The 12,255-nt window shown below is 67.7% G+C and carries 18 protein-coding genes; 13 read left to right on the top strand and 5 right to left on the bottom strand.

The annotated features are described in order from the left end of the window. Window positions 1-25 precede the first annotated feature (25 nt). The 8 genes from CSC78_RS19150 to CSC78_RS02220 are packed head-to-tail and all read left to right on the top strand — an operon-like array spanning window position 26 to window position 4,513. On the top strand, window positions 26-148 hold the full coding sequence (locus tag CSC78_RS19150) for a hypothetical protein (RefSeq protein WP_274379337.1): 123 nt from the start codon (window positions 26-28) through the stop codon (window positions 146-148). Between the two features lie 21 nt (window positions 149-169). Beyond that, window positions 170-1,033: an SPFH domain-containing protein gene (locus tag CSC78_RS02250; protein ID WP_162336287.1), complete on the top strand. Its 864-nt coding sequence runs from the start codon at window positions 170-172 to the stop codon at window positions 1,031-1,033. Window positions 1,034-1,047: 14 nt separating this feature from the next. Continuing rightward, window positions 1,048-1,323 (top strand): hypothetical protein, encoded by a 276-nt coding sequence (locus CSC78_RS02245; RefSeq protein WP_162336286.1) that lies wholly within the window; start codon window positions 1,048-1,050, stop codon window positions 1,321-1,323. Further along, window positions 1,320-1,517, top strand: coding sequence for an Arc family DNA binding domain-containing protein (locus CSC78_RS02240; protein ID WP_162336285.1), 198 nt, complete (start codon window positions 1,320-1,322; stop codon window positions 1,515-1,517). The genes CSC78_RS02245 and CSC78_RS02240 overlap by 4 nt, the downstream gene beginning before the upstream one ends. Then, window positions 1,514-1,693: a DUF4177 domain-containing protein gene (locus tag CSC78_RS02235; RefSeq protein WP_162336284.1), complete on the top strand. Its 180-nt coding sequence runs from the start codon at window positions 1,514-1,516 to the stop codon at window positions 1,691-1,693. Before CSC78_RS02240 ends, CSC78_RS02235 begins: the two co-directional genes overlap by 4 nt. A 22-nt stretch (window positions 1,694-1,715) precedes the next feature. Beyond that, window positions 1,716-2,261, top strand: coding sequence for a PH domain-containing protein (locus CSC78_RS02230; protein ID WP_162336283.1), 546 nt, complete (start codon window positions 1,716-1,718; stop codon window positions 2,259-2,261). A gap of 9 nt (window positions 2,262-2,270) precedes the next feature. Continuing rightward, window positions 2,271-3,092 (top strand): M15 family metallopeptidase, encoded by an 822-nt coding sequence (locus CSC78_RS02225; protein WP_162336282.1) that lies wholly within the window; start codon window positions 2,271-2,273, stop codon window positions 3,090-3,092. Beyond that, window positions 3,062-4,513, top strand: a complete 1,452-nt coding sequence (locus CSC78_RS02220; protein ID WP_238391137.1) for an FAD-binding oxidoreductase — start codon at window positions 3,062-3,064, stop codon at window positions 4,511-4,513. The genes CSC78_RS02225 and CSC78_RS02220 overlap by 31 nt, the downstream gene beginning before the upstream one ends. 7 nt (window positions 4,514-4,520) lie before the next feature. Here the strand turns inward: CSC78_RS02220 and CSC78_RS02215 are convergent, their stop codons facing one another. The 5 genes from CSC78_RS02215 to CSC78_RS02195 form a co-directional block, all read right to left on the bottom strand. Continuing rightward, window positions 4,521-5,195: a DNA-3-methyladenine glycosylase family protein gene (locus tag CSC78_RS02215; RefSeq protein WP_162336281.1), complete on the bottom strand. Its 675-nt coding sequence runs from the start codon at window positions 5,193-5,195 to the stop codon at window positions 4,521-4,523. Between the two features lie 4 nt (window positions 5,196-5,199). Next, window positions 5,200-5,568: a DUF423 domain-containing protein gene (locus tag CSC78_RS02210; protein ID WP_162336280.1), complete on the bottom strand. Its 369-nt coding sequence runs from the start codon at window positions 5,566-5,568 to the stop codon at window positions 5,200-5,202. Between the two features lie 145 nt (window positions 5,569-5,713). Next, window positions 5,714-6,871 (bottom strand): polyketide cyclase, encoded by a 1,158-nt coding sequence (locus CSC78_RS02205; RefSeq protein WP_162336279.1) that lies wholly within the window; start codon window positions 6,869-6,871, stop codon window positions 5,714-5,716. Between the two features lie 251 nt (window positions 6,872-7,122). Then, entirely contained in the window at window positions 7,123-7,764 is a 642-nt protein-coding gene (locus CSC78_RS02200) for a response regulator (RefSeq protein ID WP_162109974.1), read from the bottom strand. Further along, entirely contained in the window at window positions 7,761-9,002 is a 1,242-nt protein-coding gene (locus CSC78_RS02195; RefSeq protein ID WP_162336278.1) for a sensor histidine kinase, read from the bottom strand. The genes CSC78_RS02200 and CSC78_RS02195 overlap by 4 nt, the downstream gene beginning before the upstream one ends. Window positions 9,003-9,181: 179 nt before the next feature. Between CSC78_RS02195 and CSC78_RS02190 the strand changes: the two genes are divergently transcribed. The 5 genes from CSC78_RS02190 to CSC78_RS02170 all read left to right on the top strand — a co-directional run bounded on the left by CSC78_RS02190 (window position 9,182) and on the right by CSC78_RS02170 (window position 12,241). Further along, the gene (locus tag CSC78_RS02190) at window positions 9,182-9,778 is read left to right on the top strand and encodes a GNAT family N-acetyltransferase (protein ID WP_162336277.1); all 597 of its coding nucleotides are present in this window, start codon (window positions 9,182-9,184) and stop codon (window positions 9,776-9,778) included. After that, window positions 9,775-10,548: a septum site-determining protein MinC gene (gene minC / locus CSC78_RS02185; protein ID WP_238391136.1), complete on the top strand. Its 774-nt coding sequence runs from the start codon at window positions 9,775-9,777 to the stop codon at window positions 10,546-10,548. Before CSC78_RS02190 ends, minC begins: the two co-directional genes overlap by 4 nt. Before the next feature lie 44 nt (window positions 10,549-10,592). Beyond that, on the top strand, window positions 10,593-11,402 hold the full coding sequence (gene minD / locus CSC78_RS02180) for a septum site-determining protein MinD (RefSeq protein ID WP_162336276.1): 810 nt from the start codon (window positions 10,593-10,595) through the stop codon (window positions 11,400-11,402). Window positions 11,403-11,404: 2 nt separating this feature from the next. Further along, window positions 11,405-11,659, top strand: coding sequence for a cell division topological specificity factor MinE (minE, locus tag CSC78_RS02175; protein WP_162336275.1), 255 nt, complete (start codon window positions 11,405-11,407; stop codon window positions 11,657-11,659). Window positions 11,660-11,746: 87 nt separating this feature from the next. Continuing rightward, the gene (locus tag CSC78_RS02170) at window positions 11,747-12,241 is read left to right on the top strand and encodes a hypothetical protein (RefSeq protein WP_162336274.1); all 495 of its coding nucleotides are present in this window, start codon (window positions 11,747-11,749) and stop codon (window positions 12,239-12,241) included. Window positions 12,242-12,255 lie beyond the last annotated feature (14 nt).

The following is a 12,255-nucleotide window of genomic DNA, read 5'->3' as shown; positions in this document are numbered from 1 at the left end:
TCGCAAGCCAACCCGGGGAACCGCCATGCTCCATGTGATCCGCCAGATCCAGCGCCGCTGGCCCTCCCAGGCGCACCGGGTCGTCCCCGGCCTGCTCCTTCTCTCCGCTGCCCTGCTTGCCGCAGGCGCCGGCCTGTCGCTGCTGTGATCCTCGCCTGAGACCAAGACCATGAAAGAGAACGCCAAGTCGTCGTTGCCCGGAATCCCGACCCTGCTGGGCCTGCTGGTGCTGGGCCTGGGGGTCATCGCCATTTTCATCACGGGCGCGGCCGACAAGCAGCCCGCCTACATGGGCGTGGCCGCCCTGCTCGGCTTCGTGCTGATGTTCCTGATGGCCGGGCTGTACAAGCTGGAACCCAACCAGTCGGCCGTGCTCAGCCTGTTCGGCAAGTACGTCGGCACGGTGAAGGACAACGGCCTGCACTGGAACAACCCCTTCTTCAGCAAGCGCAAGGTGTCGCTGCGCATCCGCAACTTCGAAAGCAGCCGCCTGAAGGTCAACGAACTGGATGGCAGTCCGATCGAGATCGCCGCGGTGATCGTGTGGCAGGTGGTCGACTCGGCGGAGGCCGTGTTCAACGTCGACGATTACGAGAGCTTCGTGCACATCCAGTCCGAAGCCGCGCTGCGCGCGATGGCCTCCAGCTATCCGTACGACCAGCATGAGGAAGGCCAGATCGCCCTGCGCAGCCACCCGCAGGAGATCTCCCAGCACCTGCAGGAGCAGATCGCCGAGCGCCTCGGCAAGGCCGGCGTGGACGTGATCGAGGCGCGCATCAGCCACCTCGCCTACGCACCGGAAATCGCCCAGGCCATGCTGCAGCGCCAGCAGGCCAACGCGGTGATCGCGGCACGCACGCGCATCGTCGCCGGTGCGGTCGGCATGGTGGAGATGGCGCTGGCCGAGCTGCAGAAGAACGACGTGGTGAAGCTGGACGAAGAGCGCAAGGCGCAAATGGTCAGCAACCTGCTGGTCGTGCTGTGCGGCGAGCGCGGCACCCAGCCCATCGTCAACACCGGCTCCATCTACTGACGCGGCGCGCCGGCATGCATGCCCTGGTCCCGCTGGTCCTCGCCGTCTCCGGCCTGCCCGCTCTGCTGGTCGCCGCATGGATGAGCCGCGCGAACGACATCCGCTCGCGCGGGCAGGCCTTGCACTGGCTGCTGGTCGGCCTGGCGATCCAGGCCGGCGCGGTCGGCGTCTACTTCGCCGGTGACGATGGCCGTCGGGCGCAGGGCATCGTGATCGCCATGGTGGTACTGGTGAATGCGCTGATCGTCTCGATGGTGCTGCAGCTGCGCCGCAACAGGAAGCAACCGTGAGCGAGAAGCCGGACAAGAAGGCCTATCCGCTGCGCATCAACGCCGAGGTGCTGGCGGCGGCGCAGCGCTGGGCGGACGACGAACTGCGCTCGCTCAATGCCCAGATCGAGTACGTGCTGCGTGATGCGCTGCGCAAGGCCGGGCGGCTGCCGAAGGGCGGCGCCCACGACATCGACAAGAAGGAATCGCCATGAACCACCGCTGGAGCCACAAGGTCGTCGAAGTTCCGTACAGGATGTTCGCCGGCAAGCTCACCGATCGCATCCAACAGGAGATGGACAAGATGAGCACGCAGGGATGGGAGCTGGTCAGTACCCTGTTCATCGAGCACGAGATTTCGGTGCGGCTGTTCTTCAAGAAGCCCGCCTGATCCCCGTTTACGGAGCCCATCCATGCAGCATCCGCAGGAGTTTCCCGTCGCCCCGCTGGCATCCCACGCTGCCTGGTGGCTGTGGTTGCCGATGCTCGTCGCGACCGGCGGCGTCATCGTCGCGATGACGATGGAGTCGCGCACGTCGCCACCGGCCGCTGGATGGCTCGCGATTCCGTTCGTTCTGGCCATCTGCGCTGTGTTGACACTCGCCCTGCGGCGCAGGCAGATCGTGCTGCACAACCGCGAGCTGCAGGTGCGCGCCACGTTCTATACGAAGAAGCTGCCCGTCGAAGCCATCGACCTGGACAAGGCGCGCGTGCTGAGTCTGGAGGAACACACCGACCTGGCGCCGATGCTGAAGACCAACGGCTTCAGCCTGCCGGGCTTCAAGGCCGGTCATTTCCGCCTGCGCAACCTCACCAAGGCGTTCTGCCTGGTCACCGATCGCACCCGCGTCCTCACCCTGCCGCTGCGTGGAGGCGGCATGGTGCTGTTGAGCCCGGCGCGCCCGGCCGACCTGCTGGCGCGCCTGCGCGAACTGGCGACGCCCGCGCCGCATCGCTAAGCTGCGGGCATGCGACGCCTGCCCACCAGACCGCTGAAGACGCTGCTGCTCAATACCGCGCAGATCGAGCTGTGGCCTGCCGACGGGCTGCGCGCACGCGGCAATGCCGATGCGCGTGCGCTGGCCGGCGCGCACACCGTGCTGCGTCGCAAGCAGGATGGCCGCTACCTGGCGGCGGTATCGGCACACGCCGTCCATCCGCTGGTGCCTGGCCTGATTCGCGAACCGGGACTCGACGACGCCTGGGATGCGCTGGACCGGCTTGAAGGCGCCACGCGCGGCTTCGATGCGGATGCGCAGGGCACGCTGCCGCTGCACGCGCTGCAGGAACGGCTGCACGCGTTGGGACTGGACGACCGCTACGGCGAGCGCAGCGGTCTGGCGCTGGTCGCCGAACCGGCCGCGCTGGCGTTCGCCGGACGCGACCGCTATCGCAGGCCGTTGTGGCTGACCACCGCCGCTGCACGCGCCTGGCTGACCATGCAGCGCGCGGCTTACGGGGAAGGCATCGTCCTCGACGCGATCTCCGGCTACCGCAGCCACGACTACCAGCTCGGCATCTTTAACCGCAAGCTGGCGCGCGGGCAGACGGTCGAAGAGATCCTCACCGTCAACGCCGCACCCGGCTACAGCGAACACCACGGTGGTTGCGCGCTCGATATCGGCACGCCCGGCGAGCCGCCGGCCGAAACGTCGTTCGAGAACACGCCCGCCTTCGCCTGGCTCACGCGATACGCCGGCGACTTCGGCTTCGCCATGAGTTATCCGCGCGACAATCCGCACGGCATCGTCTACGAACCGTGGCACTGGTGCCACCGGCCGGCAGCCTGACCGGCATGCACCGTCGCGACGCGATGCGTTGCGCGCTCGTCGCCGGCACGGCCGCGTGGTTGCCGGCCTGCAGCGATGTCGAGGACTCCGCCGCGCGAGCGGCCAGCGATATCGCCCGGCTGGACAGCACCCGTCTTGCCGGCATTGTCCGACCCACGACCACCACCGGGGTCGTGGCCGCCATGCGCGCCTGGCGCGGCGCGGTCTGCATCGCGGGCGCACGCTTCAGCATGGGCGGGCAGACACGCGAGCCCGAGGCGCTGCAGTTCGATCTGGCCGGCATGGACCGGCTGCTCCGGATGGACCCGGTGGCGCGCATCGTGCGCGTGCAGGCCGGCATGCGCTGGCGTCGCCTGCAGGCGCTGCTGGATCCGCACGACCTGTCCGTCAAGGTCATGCAGAGCTACAGCAACTTCACTGTCGGCGGCTCGGTATCGGTGAACTGCCATGGCCGCTACATCGGGGAAAGCGCGATCGCCGGCACGGTCCGCGCCCTGCAACTCGTCACGGCGGATGGAAGCACGCATGAACTGTCCCGTGACCGCGAGCCGGCCCTGTTCTCAGCAGCGCTCGGCGGTTACGGCGGCCTCGGCGTGATCACCGAAGTCGAACTGGACCTCGCGCACAACACGCGTATCGCGCGAACGGTGTCGGCGGTGCCGCTCGACGCGTATCCGGACTGGTTCCGGGTGAACGTGCTGGGCAAGGGCGATGTCGTCATGCACAACGCCGACCTGGTGCCTCCCGACTTCGACGCGCCACTGGCCATCACGTGGTCGCGCACCTCGGCACCTCTGACCGATACGCGCCGCCTGGTGCCGGAAGGCCTGGACTACAGCCGGGAACAGAACCTCATCTGGTCAGCCACCGAACTGCCTGGCGGCGATGCGCTCCGCGAGCGCTACATGACGCGCCGCCTGCTGACCGAGCCTCGCGTGATCATGCGCAACTGCGAGGCGAGCCTGGACGTAGCCTCGATCGAGCCGCGTACACGACGGGTGTCGACCTACCTGCTGCAGGAATACTTCGTGCCGACGGGCGCATTCCATCCGTTCATCGCGCGGATGCGTGCCATCCTGCGCGCCGCCGATGCCGACGCGCTCAACGTGTCCATCCGGCACGCGGCCGAGGATACGACCTCGCTGATGCGCTGGGCGGACCAGGACATGTTCTGCTTCGTGCTCTACCACAAGCAGCGCTCGTGGCAGGATGCGCGCGCCGTCGGCTGGACGCGGGCGCTGATCGACGCCGCACTGGACCACGGCGGACGCTACTACCTGCCTTACCGGCTGCATGCCACGCGAAAGCAGTTCGCGCGCGCCTACCCACAAGCGGACCGGTTCGCGGCGATCAAGCGGGACGTCGATCCCGATAACCGGTTCCGCAACCTGCTGTGGGATCGTTACCTCGCCAGCCCCTAGCGTCGCATCAGTCCTGCGAACGCTTTGTGGGCGTCTTCGCCTCGATGCCGGCATCGGCGATGCGCCACAGGTACTGCGCGGCGTAGGTGCGGTACGGGCCCCACGTCTCGCCGCGGGCGGCCAGTTCCTTCGGCGTGGGCATGGCGTCGAGCCTGTCGACGAACTGCGCGCCCTTGCGCACGCCGAGATCATCGATCGGCAGCACGTCCGGGCGGCCGAGGCGGAACATCAGCATCATTTCCACCGTCCAGCGGCCGATGCCGCGCACGGGCACCAGGGCGGCGACGATCTCGTCCTGGTGCATCGTCGACATCTGCCGCAACGTGGGGATCTCGCCACGCCGCTCGCGCGCCGCCAGATCACGCAGCGCCAGCGTCTTGTTGCCGGACACGCCGCAGGCGCGCAGCGCCGCGTCGTCGATGCGATCCAGGGTGTCGACGTGGAGGCGCGCGCTGGCGATGGCGGTTTCGACGCGACCGACGATGGTCGCCGCCGCCTTGCCGCTCAGTTGCTGGTACAGGATCGCCCTGGCCAGTGCGTCGACCGGATCGAAGGTCTTCTTCCAGGTGGGCTGCGGCGCGATGTAACCAATCCGCTTCATCCACGCACCCAGCTTGCGGTCGCGCCGGGTCAGGTAATCCCAGGCGTGTTCCGTGTCGAAGCCGCGTGCATGCCGGGGCATGGCCTCAGCGCCGGATGGCGTCGACCGCCCACAGTACCCAGCCCAGCATCAGCATCGTGCCGCCGGTGGGCGCCAGCCGCGTCGGCAGGCCGAAGAGCGCCCCACCCACCAGGCTGCCCGCGAACAACAGCGTGCCCAGCAGCAGCAGGCAGAGCGCCGCCGTTCCAAGGCGTCGCGTGGTGCCTGGCGCCAGCGCCGCGAGCGCCAGTCCGTGACCGAACGCGAACAGCGCGGCCATCTGCACGTGCGATTGCGACTGCGCGATCGCGACCCCGTGCGAGGCGTAGGCGGACAGACCCACCGCGACGGCCGCCAACAGGCCACCGGTCAGGGCCAGGAACGAGGGTTTGCGTTGGCGTCGGTCGTAGTTCATCGGCTCGGTGGTCCCGGGATCGGGCGGGCATCCTGCCAGCGACAGGACGCGCGTTCCGGAAACCGCGACCCCACAAACGCAACGCGCCGCATGAAGCGGCGCGTTGGGATGGAGCGGATCATCCGGGACAGGCGTCCGGGAGGGTTTACTGCTTGACCGCCCAGTAGACGTCGAACTTGCCGTCTTCCAGGAACGCGCCATCGACGCCGGACTTCCAGGACTCGTACGGACGGTCGACGACTTCGTGGCCGGCGGTGACCGCCCAGGCACGCAGCGCATTGCGCTGGTTGTCCAGCTGCGACATGTAACCGGTGTAGCTGCCGTAGGCCGACTTGCGGGCCTGCGTACGGACGTACTCCACCGGCGCGCCGGACGGAATGGTGACCTTCAGTTCGCCCGTGGACGCGACCGGTGCCGACGGCGGCGTGACCGGAGCGGCATCGGCGGCGGCATCGGCCTTCGGCGCGGCGCTGCCCTTGCGGACCGGCTGGGCGACGTCGAACGCGTACTTCTCGGTGCCGAAGTCGGTGGTGATGATGCGCAGCGGGCCGGCGGCGACCAGGCCGTTGGCGTCCATCACGCGCTTGATCCATTCCTGGTTCGACTTGATCGAGGCCTTGATGGCGTCGTTGTTGCGGTCGATGTTGCCGGCGTTGACGACCAGCAGGTCCTCGGCCGGGACGTCGACGATCTTGAGGTCGGTCAGCGTGCTGCCGGCTTCGCGGTAATCGATGTTCGGCACGGTGGCCAGCATGTTGCTCAGCTTGCCCAGGCCGGCCTTGACGGCATCGCCGACGTGGCGGCTGACGTACATGCCCGCATAGCGGCCGATCAGGTTGAAGCCGTAGGAGACTTCATAGCTCTGCGTGACCTTGACGTTACGGTTGTTCTTGCCGCTCGGCTCCAGCGCGAAGGTGCTGCGCTTGTCGGTGCCCATGCGCTTGTCGACGATCGCGTAGACGATCTTGCCCGGGCCGCCGGTCGGCGCGGGGCGCTCGCTCTCGACGATTTCCCAGCTGCCCTGGCCCCAGGCCGCATTGGCGGAATTGAAGTCCACCTTGGCGCCGACGCCCGTGTTGTCTTCGCCGCCGGAGTAGCTCAGCTCGTTGGCCGCGCCCGGGATCAGCGGGTTCCAGTCCTTCAGACGACGCACGTTGTTCAGCGTGTCGAACACGATGGTCATGCGACGGTTGGTCTCGATGCTTTCCTGCAGCTGGCGCGAGGACGGCAGGACCAGGCCGATCACCAGAAACAGCGCCAGAACCAGCGCCAACGCAATCACGAACTCGATCAAACGGGTCATTCAGGAGTCTCCGGGGGCCGGTGCCTCGGCCGTGAAAAAAATGCACCGCGCATCCTAGCAGGGTTACAGGGCTTCGGGCAGCCCATCTGACACCGGTTGGCCGCCCTCCTCCGGGACGTACGCGGGCGCATGCTGCGCCGGCCTCCGGAGTCCTGCTGCGCTGCAACGGCGGGCGTTTCCGCAATGCGGCCGGGCGCCTTCGCTACGGCCCCGGCGTCGCCGCGCACCACGTCAGGCAGAGCGTCTTCTCCTCAGACCAGCTGCAGTTCGAAGGCCTTCAGCACCGCCCGGGTGCGGTCGCGCACGCCCAGCTTGGAAAGGATGTTGGAGACGTGGTTCTTGATGGTGCCTTCGGCCACGCCCAGTGAGTTGGCGATCTCCTTGTTGGAGAAGCCGCTGGCCATCAGGCGAAGGATCTCGGTCTCGCGGTCGGTCAACGGGTCGGGGCGGTCCAGGCTGACGAATTCGTTGCGCATGTGTTCCAGCCCGGACAGCAGGCGCTGGGTGACGGCCGGCTGCACCAGCGAACCGCCGTCGGCCACCGTACGGATCGCGCCGACCAGTTGCTCCAGCGAGACGTCCTTCAGCAGGTAGCCCTTGGCGCCCGCCTTCAGCCCGGCCAGCACCAGCTGGTCGTCGTCGAAGGTGGTCAGGATGATGGTGGGCGGCAGCTGGCCCGCGCGGGCCAGGGCCTGCAGGGCCTCCAGTCCCGACATCACCGGCATGCGCATGTCCATCAGCACCACGTCGGGCTTGACCTGCGGGACCAGGTCCACCGCCTGCTTGCCGTCGGCGGCCTCGGCCACGACCTCGATGCCGTCGTCCAGCGCCAGCAGGGAGCGGATGCCCTGGCGCACCAGGGTTTGATCGTCGACCAGACAGACACGGATCACGGGGTTCCTCCGGAGCTGAGCTCGGGTGTGGGTTCGGGTTGGGGAATGGAAAGGGGAGTGAGCGCGGGGGCCGCCTCGGTGACGGGCAAGGCGATATGCAGGCAGAAGCCATGCCCCGGGCGCGTTTCGATGCGCAACTCGCCGCCGTACTGGACCAGGCGCTCGCGCATGCCGGTCAGGCCGTTGCCGGCCACCACCTGCTGGCTGCCGGCGCCGTCGTCGCGCGCGTCGATCAGGATCCGGGCGCCATCGCGCCGGCAGTGCAGCCAGAGATGCCGGGCGCCGGCGTGGCGCACCGCGTTGGTGATGATCTCCTGGGTGCAACGGAGCAAGACATGGGCGCGGTGCGGGTCTTCGAGGGTCAGCGGCTCCTCGATGTCCATGTGGATGGCCAGCGACGGCACCTTCTCGGCCAGTGGCAGCAGCGCCGCGCCGAGGTCGATCGATCCGCTGTCGCGCAGCTGGCTGACCGCCTCGCGCACGTCGGTCAGGAGCAGCCGGGCCAGCGTATGCGCCTGGCGTACATGCTCCTGCGCCCGCCCTTCGGTCATGTGCCCGGCGACTTCCAGGTTAAGGCTGAGCGCGGTCAGGTGGTGGCCCAGCAGGTCGTGCAGCTCCCGCGAAATGCGGGTGCGCTCGTTGACGCGGGCGCTTTCGGCCAGCAGCACCCGCGTGGCGCGCAGCTCCGCGTTGAGCCGACGCTGTTCTTCGCGCGCCTGGGCCTGCTGGCGCGCCACATAGGTGGTGATGAGCACGAAAGCGGCGAAGCCCACGTAGAACATGGACTGGAAGAGTGCTTCCCAGAAATTGAAGTCGTCGCGCGCCATGAACGATGGCACCAGCAGCACGTGCGCGGCGAGCAGCCAGGCCACGGCGAAGCGCAATTCCAGCAGCCAGGGCAGCACGCCGGCCATGATCAGCAGCAGCACTGCGCCCAGGCCGGTCTGGGTATAGAAGCCCACGCCGATGGCGGTCGCCGTCAGCACCATCGCCAGCGGAACGTTCCACGCCACCGGCAGGCTGTCGCGACGGCCGTCCAGGGCCCGTGTGGCGAGCCAGTAGACACCGCCGAAACTGAAGTAGCACAGGGCCGTCAGCGGCAGGTTCACGCCCTGCCCGTCCGTTCCGCTGGACGGCGGCAGCACCCATACGTTCAGGATGATGGGAATTCCCACCAGGGCCCACGTGTAGAGGCCTGCGGCGCGCAGCAGGCGGGTATGGCTCAGTCGTCCCAGCATCCGGGCATCTTAGGCGGAATCGTCCGGATCCATGGCCCAACTAAAGTCATGCCGACGTTGGAACGTGAGGTGGCCGGGTTCATCCCCGGCTCACCCGCGCCTCGCCGGTGGCGGCGACCGCATGCGATAATCCGCGCTCGGCCACGTGCCGCCCCGCAAGACCCGTTCGGAGTCAGGTAATGTCGATTGTCATCCGCGACGTGCGCGAGCACGAGCTGGATTCCGTCCTAGCCCTCAACAACAATGCCGGACTGGCGATCCTGCCGCTGGATTCGGCCAAGGTCCGCCGCTTCTACGAGACGGCCGAATACTTCCGCGTCGCCGAGCGCGACGGCAACCTCGCCGGTTTCCTCGTCGGCTTCGGCTCCGGCGCCGCGCACGACAGCAGCAACTTCGCCTGGTTCGGCGAGCGCTACCCGCAGTTCTTCTACATCGACCGCATCGTCGTGGCCAGCCGCCGTCGCGGCGGCGGCGTCGGCCGCGCGTTCTACGCCGACGTGCAGAGCTTCGCCGAGCTGCGCTATCCGCACTTGGCCTGTGAAGTCTTCCTCGACCACGGTGCCGATCCGGCCTTGCTGTTCCATGGCAGCTTCGGCTTCCGCGAAGTGGGCCAGAACGTCATGGCCGAGGCGGAAGTGCGCGCGAGCATGCTGATGAAGGAACTCTGCAGTTACCCGTGGGTGCGCGAGACCTACGGTGATGCCCTGCCCGACGTCGCGTGGGCCCGCACCCGCCTGCTGGCCGACGCCAGCGCGCAACGGCCGACCGGTACATGAGCGTGACCCGGGCTTCCATGGACTACGAACAGGCCGGCGAACTGAAGATCGGCCAGGTCGGCATCGCCAACCTCCGCATCCGCACCCTCGACGTCGACCAGCTGATCCGCGAAATGCGCGAGCGTGTCGAGCGCGCACCCAAGCTGTTCGGCCGTGCCGCCGTGATCGTCGATTTCGGCGGCCTGACCCGGCTGCCCGACGCGGACACCGCACGTGCGCTGATCGACGGCCTGCGCGGCGCGGGCGTCATTCCGGTGGCGCTGGCCTATGGCACCCGCGAGACCGAAACCCTGGCCGAACAGCTCGGCCTGCCGCTGCTGGCCAAGTTCCGCGCGCAATACGAGCCGGTGGCGCAAGCTGCGCAGGCCCCCGCACGTGCGGCACCCGAACCTGCCCCGGCCAAGGCCGCCCCCGTGCCGGCCGCGAAAGCCGCCGACGCGAAGCCGGGCCTAGTCCAGAAAACGCCGGTGCGCTCGGGCCAGCAGCTGTATGCCGAGAACCGCGACCTGACCGTGCTGAGCACCGTGGGCGCCGGCGCCGAAGTGATTTCCGACGGCTCCATCCACATCTACGGCGCCCTGCGCGGCCGCGCGCTCGCCGGCGCGCGCGGCAACGCCGACGCCCGCATTTTCTGCCGTGAATTCCATGCCGAACTGGTCGCCATCGCCGGCCACTACAAGGTGATGGAGGAAGTACCCAAGGAACTGCGCGGCAAGGCCGTGCAGATCTGGCTCGACCAGGACCAGCTCAAGATCGTCGCGCAGGACTGACGCGCGGCGCCGACCGAACATAAGAACGACCAAGGAGAACACCGTTGGCTGAAATCATCGTAGTCACGTCCGGCAAGGGCGGCGTCGGCAAGACCACCACCAGCGCCAGCATCGCCTGCGGCCTGGCGCGCCGCGGCAAGAAGGTCGCGGTCATCGACTTCGACGTCGGCCTGCGCAACCTCGACCTCATCATGGGCTGCGAGCGCCGCGTGGTGTACGACTTCGTCAACGTCACCCAGGGCGAGGCGACGCTGAAGCAGGCGCTGATCAAGGACAAGCGGTTCGAGACGCTGTACGTGCTGGCCGCATCGCAGACCCGCGACAAGGATGCACTGACCAAGGAAGGCGTGGAGAAGGTGCTGAAGGACCTGTCCGACGACGGCTTCGACTACGTCGTGTGCGACTCGCCGGCCGGCATCGAGAAGGGCGCGTTCCTGGCCATGTACTTCGCCGACCAAGCCATCGTGGTGGTCAATCCGGAAGTGTCTTCGGTGCGCGATTCCGACCGCATCCTCGGCCTGCTGGACTCCAAGACCCGCCGCGCCGAGAACGGCGAACCGCTGAAGGCCAACCTGCTGCTGACCCGCTACAACCCCGCGCGCGTGGAAGGCGGCGAGATGCTCAGCATCAAGGACGTGGAAGACGTGCTGGGGCTGAAGACCCTGGGCGTGATCCCCGAGTCGGGCGACGTGCTCAACGCCTCCAACAAGGGCGAGCCTGTCATCCTCGACCTGGAGTCGCCGGCCGGCCAGGCCTACGACGACACCGTCGGCCGCCTGCTGGGCGAAGACCGCCCGATGCGCTTCATCACCCTTGAGAAGAAGGGTTTCTTCACCAAGTTGTTCGGAGGTTGAACATGGGCCTGTTCGATTTCCTCAAGACCAAGAAGAACACCGCCGAGACCGCCAAGAACCGCCTGCAGATCATCATTGCGCAGGAACGCAATTCGCGTGGCGCTCCCGACTACCTGCCGCTGCTGCGCCGCGAGCTGCTGGAAGTCATCAAGAAGTACGTCAACGTCGACGTCGACGCGGTGAAGGTCGACCTGATCAAGGACGGCGACCACGACGTGCTGGATATCTCGGTGGCGCTGCCGGAAGGCAATGCCTGACCTGACAGGCGTCGCAGAGCGGAGCGTGCTCCGCTCGGAACGACCCGGTTCGTGACGAAAGGCAGCGGAGCGAGCTCCGCTCTACCCATGACGCCCGACGACGCTGCTGCCAACGCCGAGAACGCCGGGGTGATGCGGGTACGCGACCTGCCGCCCGGCGCGGCCGATGCGTTGCTCGCGTCCCATGGCCTGCAACTGCATCGCGTCGATGATGATGCCCCGATCCCCGGCAGCTACTGGGGCGAGCCCGAAGCCGGCGTCATCGCCAACAACGTCTACGTGCGCAGTGATACGCCCGTGCATTCGATGCTGCACGAGGCCTGCCACCTGATCGTCCTGCCGCCGGAACAGCGCGCGCAGGTGCATACCGATGCCACCGACTCGGTGATCGAGGAAGACGCCACCTGCTGCCTGCAGATCATCCTGGCCGGCGAACTGCCCGGTGTAGGGCGCGCGCGCCTGATGGCCGACATGGATGCCTGGGGATACACGTACCGGCTCGGGTCGACACAGGCGTGGTTCGAGCAAGATGCCGAGGACGCGCGGATGTTCTTGAGGGGTCTCGGACTGCCTCACCGCTGAGGCCGTGCTTTCTG

The sequence above is a fragment of the Pseudoxanthomonas japonensis genome, assembly GCF_010093445.1.
GTDB classification, from domain to species: Bacteria; Pseudomonadota; Gammaproteobacteria; order Xanthomonadales; family Xanthomonadaceae; genus Pseudoxanthomonas_A; species Pseudoxanthomonas_A japonensis.
The sequence above is the reverse complement of the archived record's forward strand: the minus strand, read 5'-3'. Positions and strand labels throughout refer to the sequence as shown.

Bases quoted from the DNA above. Each gene is read 5' to 3' on its own strand.
- CSC78_RS02210 (WP_162336280.1), bottom strand. From the start codon at position 5,568: ATGAACTACGACCGACGCCAACGCAAACCCTCGTTCCTGGCCCTGACC.
- CSC78_RS02190 (WP_162336277.1), top strand. From the start codon at position 9,182: ATGTCGATTGTCATCCGCGACGTGCGCGAGCACGAGCTGGATTCCGTC.
- CSC78_RS02205 (WP_162336279.1), bottom strand. From the start codon at position 6,871: ATGACCCGTTTGATCGAGTTCGTGATTGCGTTGGCGCTGGTTCTGGCG.
- CSC78_RS02230 (WP_162336283.1), top strand. From the start codon at position 1,716: ATGCAGCATCCGCAGGAGTTTCCCGTCGCCCCGCTGGCATCCCACGCT.
- CSC78_RS02170 (WP_162336274.1), top strand. From the start codon at position 11,747: ATGACGCCCGACGACGCTGCTGCCAACGCCGAGAACGCCGGGGTGATG.
- minC (WP_238391136.1), top strand. From the start codon at position 9,775: ATGAGCGTGACCCGGGCTTCCATGGACTACGAACAGGCCGGCGAACTG.
- CSC78_RS02215 (WP_162336281.1), bottom strand. From the start codon at position 5,195: ATGCCCCGGCATGCACGCGGCTTCGACACGGAACACGCCTGGGATTAC.
- CSC78_RS02250 (WP_162336287.1), top strand. From the start codon at position 170: ATGAAAGAGAACGCCAAGTCGTCGTTGCCCGGAATCCCGACCCTGCTG.
- minE (WP_162336275.1), top strand. From the start codon at position 11,405: ATGGGCCTGTTCGATTTCCTCAAGACCAAGAAGAACACCGCCGAGACC.
- CSC78_RS02235 (WP_162336284.1), top strand. From the start codon at position 1,514: ATGAACCACCGCTGGAGCCACAAGGTCGTCGAAGTTCCGTACAGGATG.
- CSC78_RS19150 (WP_274379337.1), top strand. From the start codon at position 26: ATGCTCCATGTGATCCGCCAGATCCAGCGCCGCTGGCCCTCCCAGGCG.
- CSC78_RS02195 (WP_162336278.1), bottom strand. From the start codon at position 9,002: ATGCTGGGACGACTGAGCCATACCCGCCTGCTGCGCGCCGCAGGCCTC.
- CSC78_RS02225 (WP_162336282.1), top strand. From the start codon at position 2,271: ATGCGACGCCTGCCCACCAGACCGCTGAAGACGCTGCTGCTCAATACC.
- CSC78_RS02245 (WP_162336286.1), top strand. From the start codon at position 1,048: ATGCATGCCCTGGTCCCGCTGGTCCTCGCCGTCTCCGGCCTGCCCGCT.